The sequence below is a fragment of the Oceanobacter mangrovi genome, assembly GCF_019740315.1.
Classification (GTDB): domain Bacteria; phylum Pseudomonadota; class Gammaproteobacteria; order Pseudomonadales; family Oceanobacteraceae; genus Oceanobacter; species Oceanobacter mangrovi.
Genome location: NZ_JAHXZR010000013.1, coordinates 86297 through 103226 on the forward strand (window position 1 = coordinate 86297; position 16930 = coordinate 103226).

Consider the following 16930-nt stretch of genomic DNA (forward strand, 5'->3'; position numbering starts at 1 on the left):
AGGCGTCTATGCAGTATCTGGATACTGAAGTCGTACAACAGGCGTTAGCCTGGTCTCGTGAGGGACACACCGTCTGGCTCTGTACCGTACTGGCGACTTTTGGCTCGTCACCGCGCGACCCAGGTTCCATGATGGTGGCGCGTCAGGATGGCCAGCAGCTGGGTTCACTGTCTGGTGGCTGTGTCGAGGAGGACTTCCTCGAGCAGTTGCAGGCCGGTGCTTTTTCACAGCCCTGGCAACGGGTTCGATACGGTGCCGGGGCCTGCCCCCCAAAGAATCCCGTGATGGATCCAGCTATGCTGTTGCGGCCGCAATTACAGCTGCCCTGCGGTGGCATTCTGGACGTGCTGGTTGAGCGCTTGCCCGCCAACGAGAGCGGCCAGCAACGGTTACAACAGCTACTGGCCTGCCTGCATGGAGAGACTCCAGGTCCGCAGCTACGCACCCTGTCACTGGCTGATGGCCGCTGGCAATTCAGCGCACTGACCGGCTGTCAGGGAGGCGACCGGGTGCAGCAAAACGACCAACAAATTGCTATTCGGGTCGGCCCTTCCAGCCGCTTGATCATTGCCGGTTTGTCGAGTGTCGCCCGCATCTGTGCGGAGTTTGCCGTCGCCCTTGGCTACGAAGTGATCGTCTGCGAGCCTCGGCCGGAGCAATATCAGAACTTTCAACTAACTGGCGTCCAGCTGATACAACAAATGCCATCCCGCTTTATTGCCGCCCAAGGCAATGTGCATGGTCAAACGGCGATTGTCGCCATGACCCATGATCCTCGTATTGATGACCTGGCGATGATTGAAGCGGTGAAAACCGGTGCTTTTTATGTTGGCGTAATGGGCTCACGACGTACATCGGATGCCCGTGCGACCCGTTTGATGCGCAGTGGTGGCCTGACTGCAGCACAACTTGAACGTATTCATATGCCCATTGGGCTGGCATTGGGCAGCAAGACCCCGGCAGAGATCGCGCTTGCTATCATGGCGGATATTTTACGTACCCAGCGGGGCCGCGAACGGCATGATCTCTGATTCAGGCAAACCAGTTTCAACGGTAATAGCGCTGGTAATGGCCGCCGGCTTCTCTCGTCGCTTTGGTCAACAGGATAAACGCACTGCCCTGCTGCCGTCTGGACAGCCATTGCTAGGCCAATTGCTGACAGGGCTGCAAGGCCGCTTTAAGCATCTGGCTGTCGTGATCCGCCCGGAAGATGATCCAGCTGTACTGGCCATTCCGGATGGCGTTCACATATTGCGGGCAGCTAATGCCGCTGAAGGGCTGGGCGCCAGCATTGCTGACGGCGTCGATCAACTATTGGCTATCGACTTGCCTGGTATCGAGAGCCTGGCCCTGATGCTGGGGGATATGCCAGTGCCAGCCACATCAACACTGGCCCTCTTGCTTGAAAATCAGGCAGCGGCACGTATCGTCCGCCCTATTTATCAGCCAGATGCCATTTCTGCTGACCAAAAACAGCCCGGCCATCCGGTGCTGTTTGGCCGTGAGTTCTGGCTGCAGCTCACCCGATTGTCCGGTGAGGATGGCGCCAAAGCGGTCATCCGTAACAACCGTGACTGCCTGACCCTGATTACAGTGAACGACGTTCGGGTGCTTCAGGATGTTGATCAACCAGACGCGCTGCTGCGTTATCCCGCCTCCTGATCATGCAGGTCCCGCAGCCCAGAAGCTAGCTGCCCCAGTGGCCGATATCCAACGCTTTCATGACCAGCTCCACCGACAGGGCCGCCAGCACCATACCCATCACCTTGACGAGAATGTTGGCGCCACCAGTACCAATCACCCGGATAATCCGGCCAGATGCCAGCAACAACAGCAGGGTCACTGCCAAAATCGCAATCAGCACCAGCGCAGTACCGGCCTGGGTCACAATCGGAAAACGCGAGTTATCAGTTAGCAGAATCACCGCCAGAATCGCACCGGGTGACGCGGTTGCCGGAATCGCCAGCGGGAACACCGCAATGTCGTGACGACTGTCCATCGGTGCATCCGCACCAGCCGGATCGCCAAAAATCATCTGCAAGCCAAACAGGAACAGGATAATGCCGCCAGCCAACTGCAAAGACACCAGCTGGATTCCCATGGCGGCCAACAGCAACTGCCCGACCACAATGGCAGCAATCAGCACGCCACCGGAATACAGAATGGTTTTGATCGCGGTGCGACGGCGAGCTTCCGCCGTCATATTCGCGGTCAAGCCGGCAAACAAGGCCATCGAGCCAATCGGGTCGATGGTCGCCCATAAAATCAGGGCATCCTGAACAAATTTATCAAGCATGGTGTCCTTGAACAGTTAGGGCAGCGATTAGCTGCATGTTGGGCTTGTGGGGAAACAGTTAGTCTGCCAAACCACATAGCGGTTCAGCTGAGTTGTCAGGAATGACAGAAAAATCAGATAGTTAGAGAGTATCGTGGGGACAGAGAAAAGCCAATAGCCAGTCGGGAAGCTGCCCGGTCAGGTACGTTTGCAGCGTACCTGAGCGGGCTACGGGAATCAGATGCGTTGCAGCTGTTTTTCCAGATCCAGCGTTTTGCGACGTGCCAGCGCCAGGTTGGAGCTGGCTTTATTCAGAACCAGATAGAGAAACAGGCCGTCGTTGCTGACGCTCGGGCGAATAATGTGCAGCTGGTCTGCCAGGGTAATAAGAATATCTTCGATACCACCCTTGATACCCAGACTGGCCATGGTTTTCAGTTTGGCTTTCACCACGTCGCTGTTACCAGCGGCGGCCAGTTCCAGATCCACACCACCGCCGGCACTGCCCAGCAGCATGCCCGATGTATAGTCGACAATCGCAGCACCCAAAGCACCATCGATTTCCATCATGCCTGCGATTGTTTCATTAATATTCGCCATATATAACTCCTTGCTCCTTGAGAAAAATCACCAGACGCAACTAGTGTTCCACGCAGTCGGTGATCAATTCATGCTGGTATACATCCGTCACCATTCGATTAACGATGGCCCGCAACTGGCCGATATTCATGGCATCAGAACCGGACACCGTTAATACGAATTCCTTGTTGGCAACACTCATGGCTACAAACATGACGTTGCCCTGTGCCGATTCGATAAACGACATCCGAAACGGCCTGGCCAGCATTTGCCGCGAAACCGCATTGCTGACCGAATAAAGTGTGCTGGAGGCTGCTGCCATGGCATCAGCTTCAAAATTCAGTGATGCCTTTTTCAGACTCAGGACCGGAAAGCCGTCGGTGGTCGACAGGCAAATACACTCAATGGCCTCATAGCTGTCGATACAGGACTGGAAAATCTGCTGTCCGACCAATTTGATACGCTCACTCATGTCCATTTAACAAGCCTCCTGTGACAGTTCCTCTGTCTCCATATTGAGCGATAAAAACAGCTCCAGCAGCATCAACGATGAATCCAGCTGACGAGCATCGACCGGCACAATAGGGGCGACCAGAGCATGTTTGGCGAGCACAAACTCGACGTATTCCAGCAAGACTTCGAGATCTTCGTCTTCAGCGTTTTCGCAATGGGTAATGCCGATAATCAGGGGTAGCTCATGAGCCGCCGGATCGAAGAAATCGAGGATTTCTTCCAGATCATCGAGGTTCAGGCCATCGCCATATTTCACCAGTACCAGCAGCCCCCACAGACCGCCCTTGACCATTTCCCACAACATTTTGAAACGTTTCTGACCCGGCAGACCGTATAGACCCAGTGCGGTGTCTTCATCCAGGCTAAGACGGCCATAGTCGATACCGACGGTGGTGAACTCCTTGCCGATATCAACACTGGAACGCTCTTCCGTCGCAAAGGGCGAAATCTCACTGATGGTATGAATAATCTGGGTTTTGCCTGCGCCAACTTCCCCGACGATGGCCAGCTTGCGGTAGGTTTTATCCGTCATTGGTTATCCTGCCTTGCGAGTGTTGGTCAGGAAGCGTCGCATCAATGCACTGAAACGGTCAGACCCACCCGAGCGGTTTGCCGGGGCTGTAGTGGCACCTTCCAGCGGGCTGACCTGGCGTGCCATTAGCACCCCGAAATCGAGCATTTTCTGCAAAAATTCCTGCAAATCCGTTTCACACTTCCAGTAGCCTTTTTCCTGCAACTGGCGATAACTGACTTCATTACGACTCAGCAGCGAACAGGTTTGCATCACCTGGGTCGACATTTTCATCTGGGTGGCCTTTGGCCAGGCGGTGATCCTAAATGTCATATCTGACCACGGAAAAGCGCTCGCAGGTGCACTGGTGACCGGTAAGTCGGGTTTACTGTCAGAGGGTAGCGTCGCAGTCTCGACCGAACGCAAGGCAGCCAGTGGCGGAAAAAAGCTGTCATACAGCGCCTGCTGATCAGGGTTGTTGATCACCGGATTGAGCAAATATTGCGAGCAGAGTTTTTTTACCCAGCTGATATGGGCAGCAGAATCTGCCAGGAAAAATTTGATACGCCAGTGGTCAAATACCGCTTGTTCGACCCGCAAATTGGCAATCACATCCAGACTCTGCAGGTGTTTGTCACGACTGACCTTGTATACCAGTCCGGCGATGGCATGACTCTCGCCTTCCAGCACCAGCAAGATGGCTTCGCTATGAACCAGCAAAACCCCATTGATGGCATGTTCTACGTTATAGACACGTAGTTCATTGTAAAGATTGAGAATATGCGCCGACTGACTGTCAGCTTCTCCTACCAGCTTGCCGATACAAGCAATCCTTTTGATATCCACAACTGACACCTGCTGTTCGTTGATAAATATCTGCACCAGCGCTATCTGTAATCCAATTACTGACTAAATTACCAATAAAGCATTTGATGCCGCCTACAACCGATATCCTGTTATTGTTATTACCCGGATATCTAAACCTCACTTAACGAGTGTAGCGTTTCGGCGAGTGTAGCATTGTCAGACCATCCAACAATCTTCACATTTGAGAACTGGTTTGCATTAAAAACAGCCAGAAGTTCACTTTACTGCCAGTGGCTTGATTCTGGTCTATTGACTGCATTTATGAATAATGATTCTTGTTTTAATTTTTATCGTATCGGGAAATCGAAATTCACGTCAGGATAGGGCTCGTTAGCCAACGTGAAATGCCACCACTCATTATCCAGTCCCTTAAATCCCGCCTGCTCCATCAGTACCTTCAACAGCAGCCGATTAGCCCGGCATAACGCCGATATGTCGGCGTAGGCTGTCCAGGAAGAATGGTCAAAATAATCGAAATGAGTGCCCATTTCGATATCCGCGCCGGTAGCCAGATCAATAATGGTCAGGTCAACCGTACTGCCGCGACAATGCGTTGAGTGTAGCCCGATATAGCCCAGTTCAAACAGCCGATTCTTGGCAATTGATGGGTAATAACGCGGCTTGGTTGTCTCATCAGCAGAATCTACCCAACGCAGGAAATGATCAATAGCCCGACGTGGTCGATACGCGTCAAACACCTTCAGTCCCAAGCCCATTGGTGCCAATCTGGTCTGAACTGAAGCCAGCGCCTCAGCAGCCGGACGGCTCAGAATTGCCCGGTTAACGTCATAACCATCTACGGGAGAACCTACAAAGTTGTTGCTGGAAGCGTAGGCCAGTGCGGTTACCAGCCCGGGAATGACCTCATCCAGACAGACAAAATCTGCTGGCATAAGATCGCAGTCGGAGTTTTTCAACGAGGTTGCCTTGTAATGCAGTAATAAAAGACCAGAAGACGTCAGTGTTGGGGATAATTTGCTCAGGTGCAAGGAAGCTGTCGTGATTGCATCATAAAGAGTCTGGATTTTGTCCTTTTATCCTCCGCGAACCTGATCGCTGCCTGCCGGAGTTTCACAAACAGCAAAGCCAGAAACATCCTGCCCTGAAACCACCGGACCACAAACAACCGGCCCACAAACAACAAGGCCCGATACCGCACAACGGCTATCGGGCCTTGAGTCACACAGGCGACCGCACCAGGCGATCGCCAACAGCCGTTGTTACAGCGGCTTCATGTGCGGGAACAGGATCACATCCTTGATGGTGTGGCTGTTGGTGAACAGCATCACCAGACGGTCGATACCAATACCTTCACCGGCAGTTGGTGGCAAACCGTATTCCAGCGCATTAACGTAGTCAGCATCGTAGTGCATGGCTTCGTCATCACCGGCGTCTTTCTCTTCCACCTGCTTGCGGAAACGAGCCGCCTGATCTTCGGCATCGTTCAGCTCAGAGAAACCGTTGGCCAGCTCACGGCCGCCAACGAAGAACTCAAAACGGTCAGTCACAAACGGGTTGTCGTCGTTACGACGGGCCAGCGGTGATACTTCCCACGGGTATTCGGTGATAAAGGTCGGCTGGTCGAGTTTTTCTTCGGCGGTAGCTTCGAAGATTTCACACAGGTATTTACCAGCACCCCAGGCCGCCTGCTTCTCGGAGTCTTTGACACCGACGCTGCGCGCGTACTGCTTGAGGGTTTCGATGTTGGCTTCGGCGTTGTTGAGCACCTCGGCATCCATCTCAGGGTTGTACTTGAGAATGGCGTCAACCATGGTGATACGCTGGAATGGCGCGGCGAAATCGTAAGTGGCTTCACCGTATTCAATGGTAGTTTTGCCCAGTACGCTTTCGGCGATGTATTTCAGCATGCCTTCGGTGATGTCCATCAGGTCATGGTAAGTCGCATAGGCCTGGTAGAACTCGATCATGGTGAACTCAGGGTTGTGACGAGTCGACACCCCTTCATTACGGAAGTTACGGTTGATTTCGAACACCCGCTCGAAACCACCCACCACCAGACGCTTCAGATACAGCTCTGGCGCAATCCGCAGGAACATATCGATGTCCATGGCGTTGTGGTGGGTTTCGAATGGCTTGGCGCTGGCGCCACCAGGAATGGTCTGCAGCATTGGCGTTTCGACTTCCATGAAGTCACGCTCGCTGAGGTACTGGCGAATGGCGTTGATGATTTTCGAACGCACCATAAAGGTGTTGCGCGATTCTTCATTGATCATCAGATCAACGTAACGCTGACGGTACTTCATTTCCTGATCAGCGAGGCCGTGGAACTTGTCTGGCAGCGGACGCAGGGACTTGGTCAGAATCTGCAGGTTTTCGATCTGGTCAACATCAACGTACAGCTCGTCTTTACCAGACTTGTGCAGTACACCGGAACAACCAATGATGTCGCCAATATCCAACAGGCTCCAGGCCTCACTTTCTTTCTGCAGTGGCTTGGCCATGTAGAACTGGATGGAATCAGAAACGTCCTGAATACCCACGAATGGACCACCGCGACGCATCACACGACCAGCTACCGATACACGCAGGCCCAATTCAGCCAGCTCTTCCCGGGTCTTGTCACCATAGGCTGCCTTCAGGTCGCCGGCCTTGTTCTCGCGCTTGAAATCGTTCGGGTGGCCATTGGATTTGCTACCTTCACGCAGCTGTTCCAGCTTGGCGCGACGCTCGGCGATGAGCTTGTTTTCTTCCTGAGCAGTTTGGTTTTGATCGGTCATTTTTAAACCCGGTTAACAAAGTATGTCAGGCGCCCGACGTTGAGAGTCAGACGCTTTGGATTGTAAAACAGGCACCCGAAGGTACCGATGACGTAGGATGGGCCGTGCCCATCGCTGTTGGGCATGGCCCAACCTACTTTCTTTGCGTTCAGTAAATCGCGTCACTGACGCCGGACGCGTAAATTCTATTGCGTAGGACGGGCCAGGCCCAACCTACATCCCGGCCCTACTCAAAGTGCCGGACGTCCAACCCGATCTCAAAGGCCCTTTTTCAGGCTGGCCTCAATAAACATATCCAGCCCGCCATCCAGTACCGCCTGAGTGTTACGGGTTTCTACGCCGGTACGCAGGTCCTTGATACGGGAGTCGTCCAGTACGTAGGAACGAATCTGGCTTCCCCAGCCGATATCGGACTTGGTGTCTTCCAGCGCCTGGGCTTCAGCATTACGCTTCTGGACTTCCATTTCATACAGCTTGGCTTTCAGCTGTTTCATGGCCTGGTCCTTGTTCTTGTGCTGCGAGCGGTCGTTCTGACACTGGGTCACGATACCGGATGGCATGTGGGTAATACGTACCGCAGATTCAGTCCGGTTAACGTGCTGACCACCGGCGCCGGAGGCGCGGTATACGTCGATACGCAGATCAGCCGGATTGATTTCGATCTCGATGTTGTCATCAACTTCCGGCGAAATAAACACGGAAGAGAACGAGGTATGGCGACGGTTGCCAGAGTCGAACGGGCTCTTGCGCACCAGCCGGTGAACGCCGGTTTCAGTACGCAGCCAACCGTAGGCATATTCACCTTCAACCCGGATAGTAGCGCTCTTGATGCCCGCGACGTCACCGTCGGAAGCTTCCATCAGCTCGCCCTTGAAGCCGTGGGCGTCGATCCAGCGCAGGTACATACGACAGAGGATTTCAGCCCAGTCCTGGGCTTCAGTACCACCGGAGCCAGCCTGGATTTCGATATAGGCATTGTTCGGGTCGAGTTCACCGGAGAACATGCGACGGAATTCCAGTGCTTCCAGCTCAGTCTGCAACTTGGCCAGCTCACTGCGCACGTCTTCAACAGAATCTTCGTCGTCTTCTTCGACGGCCATGTCGAGCAGGTCTTTGGCGTCCGCCAGACCGATATCGAGGGTGTCGATGGTTTTCACCACCGCTTCCAGGGCAGCACGTTCCTTACCGAGATCCTGGGCGCGCTCAGCGTCGTTCCAGACATCCGGTTGGGAAAGTTCCTGCTCTACTTCTTCCAGCCGTTCTTTCTTGCTGGCGTAGTCAAAGGTACCCCCTAAGCACGTCTGTACGTACTTTCAGGTCTTTGATGGTCTCGACGATCGGATTAATTTCCAAGGGACTACCTATCTATATCGATAATTCTGGGAATAGTGCCGGACGTCCAGCGGATTGGACAACTGGACAGAGCGCACGAAAATGACGCGGTATTCTACAGAATCATGACAGCCGAAGCGAGATCTGCGGGCAGGTTTCCCATTTGAGGTCTGGGACAGGCCGCGCTGGCGCCTAGGCACGATAGGATCTCCCGTCCCCCGTCGCTTACTAACAAACTGCTCACAAATACGAATTATTTTCAATTTTCATTGAAAAGCCATTGCAAACCCTTCTCGTTTAGAATAACTTCTATTTCGTTGATAGTGATTCCCAATTGCGGGGGGTTAAAAATGTACGTTTGTCTGTGTAAAGCCATTACCAATCAGCAGGTCAAGGATGCGGTTGAAGAAGGTCAAAGCTACGGTGAAATCCGCCGTTCGCTGGGTTTGGCCACAGATTGCGGTTGCTGCGGCCGGGCTGCCAAAGAGCTGATCCGCCAGCATGTATCCAGCCTGCCTCCGTGTGAATTTGCTGAAGCAGTCTGAGCTGCTGATCAAACGCTCTCCATTCTGAAAGAACCGGCCTGCAAGGCCGGTTTTTTTATGCCTGTCATTCAGCCCTGCCAATCATCAGCCGAGTCCCCTGAATTGCGGCCAACAAAAAACCGGCCGAAGCCGGTTTTCTGGAGACCATCACTGTCTTGCGACAGGGTTGCCAGTCATCCCTGACCGACGTGCCAATTGGGCTGAATCGATTAGAACCAGACTTCAGTCTGGGCACCGAAGCTAATGCCCTGGGTAGCATGCTCAGGAGTAACACCACCGGCATTGGAGTTCGCACCAGCGTCATCCCACTTGGCGAAAGTAGCAAACAGACGCAGGGATGGACGTGAATAGAACTTGGAACCGGCAGAGAACTGCTGGGCCACAGTGAACTTGGTCATGGAAGCGGTTTTCAGACCATCAGCCTTTGGATCAACCAGGTCGTAGCCCAGCTCAAATGCTGTGCTGGAGTAACCACCCCACTGAACCACTGGACGGATACCAAAAGAAGTCCAGGTGTAGCCTTCGGTAGCGGCCTTGTCGTCGTTCTTGTCTTCGTAGATAGCAACGAACTGGGCTTCAGTCTGGTCGCCGATGGCAACGATACCGGAATCGATAATACGGAAGAAATCACCTTCCAGAGAGCCGTTCTGGTTACCTGTGTTGGCGTCAGCAATCATGCCGTCTTTGGCGTGCTGCAGAGTCAGCTTGTTGCTGCCACCCAGTACGTCACTGAACATAAAGTTCACAGTCACCAGCGAGCCGGAGTTGTCGTTGCCGTCGTAAGACAGACGCTTGGTACCACTGGTAGAACCCAGAGTCAGACCAAACTCAGCAGAAACCTTGTCAGTCAGGGCAACCTTGCTCAGACGGATGTCATAGGTGTTGTTAACATAGTTACCAGCATCACCGCCGTCATCTGTTGCGTTGGTAGAACCGTTGCGCAACCAGGACACACCCACCTTACCAAAACCTACGTCGATATCGCGCAGACCAACGCCTGGACCTTTTGGATCCCAGTAGAAAAAGTCGTTGATGTGAACGTTCTGACGATCCACGAATTCCTTACCAATCCACAGGGTAGCGCCAGGCAGGGCTTCAATCACATCAGTACCGGCAACGTTAAAACGACGGATAGCCAGACGGTCGGCAGAAGAAGTGTCGCCGTTGATCTGCTCCCAGTCGGTGTTCTGATCCGTTTCGTAGATCATCTCGGTGGTAACCTTGAATTTGCCAGCGCCTTCAACGTCCAGACCCTTGATCAGACGTACAGCAGCATAGGTTTCACATTCGTTACCAAGACGGTATTTGGCCGGAGCATTCTGGGCCTTGTAACATACCTGGTCACCACCATCGACAGCAGAACCGATACCGGAGCGGAAATACAGGTGGAACGGGTTTTCATCTGCAACTGCCGGGAAAGCAGCAGCGGCGGTTACAGCCAGGGCCAGGGCTTTTGGGGCCAGATTTTTTTGGACAATGGCAGAGATACGGGCGGCTTGCTTGTGCTCACGCTTCATCATTTCAGCTCTCGTGTTGTTTTTATAGTTCGGGTACCAAGCGCACCAAGGCTGGTCTGGTACCCGGATTGCGTAGGGATACTAGACAGTTTGTTTCAAACGTAAGAAATGAAAGTTTAGGCGATTTTTATATCAATTCAGGTATGGAACCCCCTGCCAATTCCGGCTGTTTCCACCTTGATTAGTGATCAATTCAAAAAATACCCTATATTTTAAGGCGCGAAACATAAGCAAGTACTTACATACCGGCTAGCAAGTAACAGCTGACAACCTATTCCCTGGCCGCTAAAAAACCGCCTCAGCCCATAAAACTGTCAAACAACAGCTTGAGACCAATCAGCCCCAACGCGCTATAGATCAGCCGATAGAACCAGACATCGGAAATGACCGCCTGCAACCGCACGCCATAACGAACCCCGATCCAGGCCAGTGGCATCAGCAGCAATGAAATTGCGATGTTGTCCAGATTCAGCTGCCCCAGCAGTGCGTAGGGAACCAGTTTGATCACATTGATACAGGCGATGGTCATCACCACCGTCGCCAGGTATTCCGGTCTCGGTAACCGCAAAGGTAACAGGTACAAATTCAGCGGCGGCCCACCGGCATGCGCCATAAAGCTGGTGAAACCGGTGACACAACCACAGATACGCGCCAGCCAGGCATTACCGGTACGGGCTACGCCGAGTTTAACGCCGGAAGCAAAGCCCCAGGCGGCAAAGGCAATCGACAGCAGCCCCAATAGCAGCCGGATAACCCCGGCGTCGAGCCAGTCGTAAATCAGGTAACCGATCAGGATGCCGATCGCCGCCGGGCCTATCAGGCGTTTGAACTGGAAGCGGTTTTGCTGCCCCCACCAGATCCGCATACTGAAGTAGTCCATCACCAACAGCAGCGGCAACATAATCGCAGCCGCCTGGCGCGGGTCGATATAAAGTGCCATCAAGGGCACAGCGACCACCCCGACGCCCCCGGCAAAGCCGGACTTGGAAATACCGGTCAACAGCACCGCTACTGCGGCCAATAACCAGAAGCCCCATTCAAATCCCATCAACATGTGTCGCCGCCCATCCTCAATAATTCTTATCACCAGCCTCATATGCAAAACGATATGTCAGGTCGGCGATTTTTTATTAGGCCCGGATACGGGCCAGCGCCAGAATAACAGCCATCCTGCGTGCCTGCCCAACGGATGCAGAACCGGCCACCGGGCGACAAATGAATTCAGCGTTTCACTGTTTGAAATTCCCCTGCAGACAGAGCAGTGGTAGCGTCTGCCGCTGTTTACCTGATGCCCAACCGTTGTGATGGGCTGGAAATAACAACAACAAATCGTTTTCCAGACACAGCAAGGACACCGCATGTTCGCCATACTTTCTGTTATTACGCCGATTTTTGCGATTATCGGGCTCGGCTATTTCCTCGCCCGGCGAGACTTTCTGCCACAACCGATGCTGCCGTTGTTGTCGAAACTGGTGCTGTTCTGCCTGATCCCGGCGTTAACCTTCAAGACCGTCGCCCAACTGGATTTCAGCAAGGTGCTGGCGTGGGATTTCCTCGGCGTTTATGCCGTTGGTGCGTTGCTAGCACAGCTGGTTGCACTGCTGGTTTTCAAGGGTGCACTGAAACAACCGCTGTCTGATGCTGCGGTGAAAGCCATGGGAGTCTCCTTGCCCAACAGTATCTTTATTGGTTACCCGATTGTGGTACAGGCCTTCGGTGAAGAATGGGGCCACACCTTTGCATTTGCGGTGATGGTTGAAAATATCGTCATTCTGCCGTCTATATTAATCATGGCGGAACTGGGTAAACGGCGCGCGGAAGCCACCTCTTCACGACTCATTCATTTACTTGGCGGCATCTCCAAACGGGTAGCAACCAACCCGGTTATCATTGCCATTACCTGTGGTGTGCTGGTATCGCTGTCAGGACTCGAATTGCCAGCGGTTGCGGTACGTACCCTGACGGTGCTGGGCAATGCGGCGGGCGGTATTGCCCTGCTGGTCATTGGCGGCTCGCTGGTTGGTAACCCGATTCGCGGCAACATTCGCGACGTCAGCCTGGTGTCCGTCACCAAACTGCTGATTCACCCCTTGATGGTGGTGTTGGTGTTGATGGTGTGGCCACCGTTCAACCCAACCCTGCAAGACATTGTGATTGTTTATGCGGCACTGCCGATGGCAGCGATTTTCCCTATCATCGGCAGCAACTACGGCCTCGGAAAATTCTGCGCCAGCAGCCTGGTGGCCACCACCATCAGCTCATTTGTAACACTGACCATCGTGCTGACGCTGGTGCTCGGCTAGGCGCTTTCAAACATCAAGGAGCCTGAATCATGCTGGCTGTATTGGCAGTCACTACCCCGATCTTTCTGCTGATTGCGACAGGTTTCCTGATTGTCCGCCGTGGCGTTATCAAGGCCAGCGAAATGCCAACGCTGGGTCGACTGGTGACGTCCGTCGCGCTGCCGGCGCTGATTTTTTATTCGCTGTCGCAGCGCAACTTCAGTGAAGTCATCAACCCCGTCTTTCTGCTGGCCTATGGCTTTGGTTCGTTGTTGCTGTTTGTTGCCGTCCTGTGGTTCTGCCACAACGTCCGCAAGCAGCCACTGGTGACCAGTGTGCTGAATGCCATGGCGTCGAGCTGCTGTAACAGCGGCTTTATTGGTTTTCCGCTGGTGCTGGCGTTGCTTGGACCGATTACTGCGGTAGCACTGGCACTCTGCATGATCATCGAAAACGTGTTGATCATCCCCCTCGGGCTGGCACTGTCCGAATGGAGCCAGCACCGTAACCGCCCGATTCGGGAGTCGGTTGGCAAAACCATGGCGCTGCTGGCGAAAAGTCCGATCAGTCTGTCGATTGTGGCGGGCTTGCTGGCCTCGTTTCTACAGTTGCCAATTCCGGCGCCGGTATTCAAGGCGGTTGAAATGGCGGCCGGAGCGTCGGGAGCCATTGCGTTGTTTACCATCGGAGGCAAGCTGGCAGGACTGTCGTTACGCGGGCTGGGCAGTTCCTGGTGGGAAATCATTATCCCGACCGTTGGCAAGCTGGTCCTGCATCCCTTGATCATGATTCTGATGCTGATGATTCTGCCGCCGTTCGACCCGCAGTTGCAGGTCGCAGCTGTCGCTATGGCCTGTTCTCCCATGCTGAGTATCTATCCGATCCTGGCCGCCCAATATAATTACGACGGCACTGCTGCAGCGACCTTATTGGTGGCGACAATCGTCTCCTTCTTTACCATCTCGCTGGCGTTCTGGTTATTTGATGCGACTCATTTTGTCCAGCAAGGTGCGTCGATTTTACCAACCCTGTTTCTGCAGCCCTGACACCTGAGCTCTGACTCCTGACAATACATGCCCGGCGGTTATGGATAGAGTGCGAATCGGACTGCGAGATACAACCGGATTCCGCTACACTGGGCGGGATTTTTTCATTGCATTAGAGCGCCCCCGGCTGTTTCGGCCAGCGCTATGGAACACAGATAATGAGCAAAACCATTTACGTACTGAACGGCCCTAACCTCAACCTGCTGGGCAAGCGCCAGCCAGAGATTTACGGCTCCGAAACCCTCGCTGACGTTGAGCAAAAAGTTCGTGCGCGCGCCGCCAGCCTGGGCCTGGAAATCGAGTTTTTCCAGAGCAACCACGAAGGCGCCATCATCGACAAGATCCATGAAGCGCGTGAAAAGGCCCAGGGCATTATCATTAACCCGGCGGCCTACACCCACACGTCAGTGGCGATTCTGGACGCACTCAACGCTTTCGAAGCACCGGTGGTAGAAGTGCATATTTCCAACGTCCACAAGCGTGAAGCCTTCCGCCATCACTCCTACGTTTCACTGCGTGCCGAGGCCGTCATTGCCGGCATGGGTACTCTGGGTTACCAGGTCGCACTGGAATACTTCGCCTGATATGCCAGCCAGCAACCGGGCAACTCTGATGATTGGTGCCAGTCGTTGTCCGGTTTGTTTGTATGCCAGTCTGATAACCACTAACTCCGTAATGGAATGGCTAGCAATGCGGAGTTAGTGATAGCATCAGGAGAATATGGCTGTTTGCGCCAATCGCAATTGCCGAACCGTCTGCAAGCTATCATCAATCAGCACCGGGTGCGTGCCGCTCGCACAATATGAATACAACAGAAGAAAAAAAACTGGTCGGTCAAACGGCCTACGAAACCATCCGTTTTGATATCGTCAATGGCAACCTGCCTCCTGGTGAGAAACTCAAGCTTAATGGCCTGCAAAAGCGCTATGGCGTCAGTGTAAATACCCTCCGTGAAACCCTGATGCGACTGGTATCCGAGGGCTTTGTGCTGTTCGAAGACCAGAAAGGCTTTCGGGTTAACGCCGTTTCACTGCGCGACTTTGAAGAACTGATCGAATTACGTTCAACCCTGGAGTTATTGGGTTTGAGCAAGTCGATGGCCAATACCAAAAACCTGATTGAATGGAAGTCACGGCTGATCAGCGCTCACTATCGCCTGACCGTCGCCCAAAAAGGCATGATGGCCGATGAATCCGGTCACACGGCCGAATGGGAAAAGGCCGATCGTGAATTCCACATGGCAATTGTTTCCAACTGCGGGTCCAATCAACTGATTCGCTACCACAGCAGCGTGCTGGAACTGTTTATGCGCTATCAGGTACTGGCACTGAAGAAGCGTCCGTTCCGTGGCCAAAGCGTTGTTGATGAACACCAGAGCCTGCTGGACAGCCTGCTTAACGACGAATTTGAAAAAGCCGAAGCCTGCCTGCGCGAGCACATCGGCAAGGGTGCCCAAGTGCCTTTGTGAAAAGTCCCTCTATAAAAAGCGCCCTTGTGAAAAGTCCCTCTATAAAAAGTGCCCTTGTGAAAAGTGCCGTTATGAACAGTACCCCTGTAAAAAGCGCCGCTATGAACAGTGCTGCTGTAACCATCCACGCCTGAACCTCAGCCAATAAAAAAGCCGCTCAGACAGCCAATGGCTACCTGAGCGGCCCAAGTCAGACCGAGCGTCAGTCCAATAAGAGCGCCGACTCCGACCCGGGTCAGAGACGGCAAAAAATCAACTCACCATGCGTTCCGGAAACACCACATCAGCAGCGTCAACGCCACTGATAATTTCCTGAGCACTTTCCCGTGCCGCTTCCATCAACAGTCGCAACTGCAAGGATGGCAAACGATCGGAGCGAGTGGTCAAACCAACCGGGCCAAGGGTTTCCTGACCTTTCAGTGGCAGTTCTACCAACTCTCCACTATCGAGTTCACGCATTACCACACCGCGCGACACAATCCATACCGCATCCGAACGACGGGTGTATTCCTTGCCGAACGGATCGGAAATGGTTTCGATACGATCTGGCACCGAGCCAATGCCCAGCGTTACCAGGTAGCTTTCCACCGCATTAAAGATGATTGAACCCTGCGGCGGGTAAAGCACTGGATAGTTCACAATATCCTGCGGGTCAAAATCCTTGCCGAGCAAAGGATGATCTGGACGTACAACAAAACTAACCCGTTCGGAATACAGGTGTTCAAAGGTCAGTCCGGTAACCTGATCCGGCTCCCCCAGACGACCAATCACCAGATCCAGCTCACCCACACGCAGCTGGCTCAGCAACAAGGTGTTCTGGGCCGAAACAATGTTGAGAGTCACATCAAGATCTGACTGACGGAATTTCTGCACCACTTTTGGCATCAGGCAAGCGGCTACAGTTGGCAGCACCCCAATCGACAGACGGGCACGGCCTTTTTGTTTGGCATTGGCGACGCTGCTGGCACCTTCACGCAGCGCAGCCACGCTGGTACCGGCAAACTTGATAAACACTTCGCCATACTGGGTAAGTTCAACGCCTTTTTTACTGCGTTCCAACAGGCGTACGCCAAGCATGTCTTCCAGTTCTTTCAGCTTCTTTGATACGGCTGGTTGCGTCAGAGCCAATACATCCGCTGCACGGCCCACACTTCCCTGACGAGAAACCTCCAGAAAGCACTGCAAATGGCGGTACTTGATCCTGTTTTCCATCATTGAACTACCCTCTAATTATAAAAATATAGGATATTTTTTGTT

The 16930-nt window shown here is 53.4% G+C and carries 18 protein-coding genes; 7 read left to right on the forward strand and 11 right to left on the reverse strand.

Features of this window, described 5'->3' with window-relative positions; translation table 11 throughout:
- The first annotated feature begins 8 nt into the window (after positions 1 to 8).
- On the forward strand, positions 9 to 1031 hold the full coding sequence (locus tag K6123_RS21040; RefSeq protein ID WP_221801339.1) for an XdhC family protein: 1023 nt from the start codon (positions 9 to 11) through the stop codon (positions 1029 to 1031).
- The gene (locus tag K6123_RS21045; protein ID WP_221801341.1) at positions 1021 to 1662 is read left to right on the forward strand and encodes a nucleotidyltransferase family protein; all 642 of its coding nucleotides are present in this window, start codon (positions 1021 to 1023) and stop codon (positions 1660 to 1662) included. Before K6123_RS21040 ends, K6123_RS21045 begins: the two co-directional genes overlap by 11 nt.
- A gap of 25 nt (positions 1663 to 1687) precedes the next feature.
- Here the strand turns inward: K6123_RS21045 and K6123_RS21050 are convergent, their stop codons facing one another.
- From K6123_RS21050 to prfB, 8 genes are all read right to left on the reverse strand, one after another.
- On the reverse strand, positions 1688 to 2296 hold the full coding sequence (locus K6123_RS21050; RefSeq protein WP_221801343.1) for a MarC family protein: 609 nt from the start codon (positions 2294 to 2296) through the stop codon (positions 1688 to 1690).
- A 216-nt stretch (positions 2297 to 2512) separates the two neighbouring features.
- Positions 2513 to 2875, reverse strand: a complete 363-nt coding sequence (locus K6123_RS21055) for a hypothetical protein (protein ID WP_221801346.1) — start codon at positions 2873 to 2875, stop codon at positions 2513 to 2515.
- 40 nt (positions 2876 to 2915) lie between these two features.
- The gene (locus tag K6123_RS21060; RefSeq protein ID WP_221801348.1) at positions 2916 to 3332 is read right to left on the reverse strand and encodes a roadblock/LC7 domain-containing protein; all 417 of its coding nucleotides are present in this window, start codon (positions 3330 to 3332) and stop codon (positions 2916 to 2918) included.
- Entirely contained in the window at positions 3333 to 3899 is a 567-nt protein-coding gene (locus tag K6123_RS21065) for a GTP-binding protein (RefSeq protein WP_221801350.1), read from the reverse strand. It abuts the gene before it with no gap.
- A gap of 3 nt (positions 3900 to 3902) precedes the next feature.
- The gene (locus K6123_RS21070; RefSeq protein ID WP_221801352.1) at positions 3903 to 4724 is read right to left on the reverse strand and encodes a BLUF domain-containing protein; all 822 of its coding nucleotides are present in this window, start codon (positions 4722 to 4724) and stop codon (positions 3903 to 3905) included.
- Positions 4725 to 5032: 308 nt separating this feature from the next.
- A complete protein-coding gene (locus K6123_RS21075; RefSeq protein WP_221801353.1) occupies positions 5033 to 5638 on the reverse strand; it encodes a M15 family metallopeptidase in 606 nt (201 codons plus the stop codon).
- Positions 5639 to 5965: 327 nt separating this feature from the next.
- Positions 5966 to 7483 (reverse strand): lysine--tRNA ligase, encoded by a 1518-nt coding sequence (gene lysS, locus K6123_RS21080; protein WP_221801354.1) that lies wholly within the window; start codon positions 7481 to 7483, stop codon positions 5966 to 5968.
- A 257-nt stretch (positions 7484 to 7740) separates the two neighbouring features.
- A protein-coding gene (gene prfB, locus K6123_RS21085) for a peptide chain release factor 2 (protein WP_221801355.1) occupies positions 7741 to 8836 on the reverse strand; the annotation gives its coding sequence in 2 pieces (ribosomal slippage) (positions 7741 to 8763 and positions 8765 to 8836; 1095 coding nt in all).
- Positions 8837 to 9165: 329 nt separating this feature from the next.
- Between prfB and K6123_RS21090 the strand changes: the two genes are divergently transcribed.
- Complete coding sequence (locus K6123_RS21090; RefSeq protein WP_221801356.1) at positions 9166 to 9360, forward strand: (2Fe-2S)-binding protein; 195 nt, start codon at positions 9166 to 9168, stop codon at positions 9358 to 9360.
- 209 nt (positions 9361 to 9569) lie between these two features.
- On the opposite strand, the gene K6123_RS21095 is transcribed toward K6123_RS21090, so the two are convergent.
- Positions 9570 to 10880: a maltoporin gene (locus K6123_RS21095; RefSeq protein WP_221801357.1), complete on the reverse strand. Its 1311-nt coding sequence runs from the start codon at positions 10878 to 10880 to the stop codon at positions 9570 to 9572.
- A 295-nt stretch (positions 10881 to 11175) separates the two neighbouring features.
- Positions 11176 to 11931, reverse strand: coding sequence for a sulfite exporter TauE/SafE family protein (locus K6123_RS21100; protein WP_246624941.1), 756 nt, complete (start codon positions 11929 to 11931; stop codon positions 11176 to 11178).
- 304 nt (positions 11932 to 12235) lie between these two features.
- On the opposite strand from K6123_RS21100, the gene K6123_RS21105 reads away from it, so the two are divergent.
- The 4 genes from K6123_RS21105 (at position 12236) to K6123_RS21120 (ending at position 15673) form a co-directional block, all read left to right on the forward strand.
- A complete protein-coding gene (locus K6123_RS21105) occupies positions 12236 to 13180 on the forward strand; it encodes an AEC family transporter (RefSeq protein WP_221801358.1) in 945 nt (314 codons plus the stop codon).
- Positions 13181 to 13209: 29 nt separating this feature from the next.
- Complete coding sequence (locus K6123_RS21110; RefSeq protein WP_221801359.1) at positions 13210 to 14205, forward strand: AEC family transporter; 996 nt, start codon at positions 13210 to 13212, stop codon at positions 14203 to 14205.
- A 158-nt stretch (positions 14206 to 14363) separates the two neighbouring features.
- Entirely contained in the window at positions 14364 to 14789 is a 426-nt protein-coding gene (gene aroQ / locus K6123_RS21115; RefSeq protein WP_221801360.1) for a type II 3-dehydroquinate dehydratase, read from the forward strand.
- 218 nt (positions 14790 to 15007) lie between these two features.
- A complete protein-coding gene (locus K6123_RS21120) occupies positions 15008 to 15673 on the forward strand; it encodes a GntR family transcriptional regulator (RefSeq protein WP_221801361.1) in 666 nt (221 codons plus the stop codon).
- A gap of 252 nt (positions 15674 to 15925) precedes the next feature.
- On the opposite strand, the gene pcaQ is transcribed toward K6123_RS21120, so the two are convergent.
- Positions 15926 to 16888: a pca operon transcription factor PcaQ gene (gene pcaQ, locus K6123_RS21125; RefSeq protein WP_221801362.1), complete on the reverse strand. Its 963-nt coding sequence runs from the start codon at positions 16886 to 16888 to the stop codon at positions 15926 to 15928.
- Positions 16889 to 16930: the final 42 nt, after the last annotated feature.

Bases quoted from the DNA above. Each gene is read 5' to 3' on its own strand.
- K6123_RS21040 (WP_221801339.1), top strand. From the start codon at position 9: ATGCAGTATCTGGATACTGAAGTCGTACAACAGGCGTTAGCCTGGTCT.
- K6123_RS21045 (WP_221801341.1), top strand. From the start codon at position 1,021: ATGATCTCTGATTCAGGCAAACCAGTTTCAACGGTAATAGCGCTGGTA.
- K6123_RS21050 (WP_221801343.1), bottom strand. From the start codon at position 2,296: ATGCTTGATAAATTTGTTCAGGATGCCCTGATTTTATGGGCGACCATC.
- K6123_RS21055 (WP_221801346.1), bottom strand. From the start codon at position 2,875: ATGGCGAATATTAATGAAACAATCGCAGGCATGATGGAAATCGATGGT.
- K6123_RS21060 (WP_221801348.1), bottom strand. From the start codon at position 3,332: ATGGACATGAGTGAGCGTATCAAATTGGTCGGACAGCAGATTTTCCAG.
- K6123_RS21065 (WP_221801350.1), bottom strand. From the start codon at position 3,899: ATGACGGATAAAACCTACCGCAAGCTGGCCATCGTCGGGGAAGTTGGC.
- K6123_RS21075 (WP_221801353.1), bottom strand. From the start codon at position 5,638: ATGCCAGCAGATTTTGTCTGTCTGGATGAGGTCATTCCCGGGCTGGTA.
- lysS (WP_221801354.1), bottom strand. From the start codon at position 7,483: ATGACCGATCAAAACCAAACTGCTCAGGAAGAAAACAAGCTCATCGCC.
- K6123_RS21090 (WP_221801356.1), top strand. From the start codon at position 9,166: ATGTACGTTTGTCTGTGTAAAGCCATTACCAATCAGCAGGTCAAGGAT.
- K6123_RS21095 (WP_221801357.1), bottom strand. From the start codon at position 10,880: ATGATGAAGCGTGAGCACAAGCAAGCCGCCCGTATCTCTGCCATTGTC.
- K6123_RS21100 (WP_246624941.1), bottom strand. From the start codon at position 11,931: ATGTTGATGGGATTTGAATGGGGCTTCTGGTTATTGGCCGCAGTAGCG.
- K6123_RS21105 (WP_221801358.1), top strand. From the start codon at position 12,236: ATGTTCGCCATACTTTCTGTTATTACGCCGATTTTTGCGATTATCGGG.
- K6123_RS21110 (WP_221801359.1), top strand. From the start codon at position 13,210: ATGCTGGCTGTATTGGCAGTCACTACCCCGATCTTTCTGCTGATTGCG.
- aroQ (WP_221801360.1), top strand. From the start codon at position 14,364: ATGAGCAAAACCATTTACGTACTGAACGGCCCTAACCTCAACCTGCTG.
- K6123_RS21120 (WP_221801361.1), top strand. From the start codon at position 15,008: ATGAATACAACAGAAGAAAAAAAACTGGTCGGTCAAACGGCCTACGAA.
- pcaQ (WP_221801362.1), bottom strand. From the start codon at position 16,888: ATGATGGAAAACAGGATCAAGTACCGCCATTTGCAGTGCTTTCTGGAG.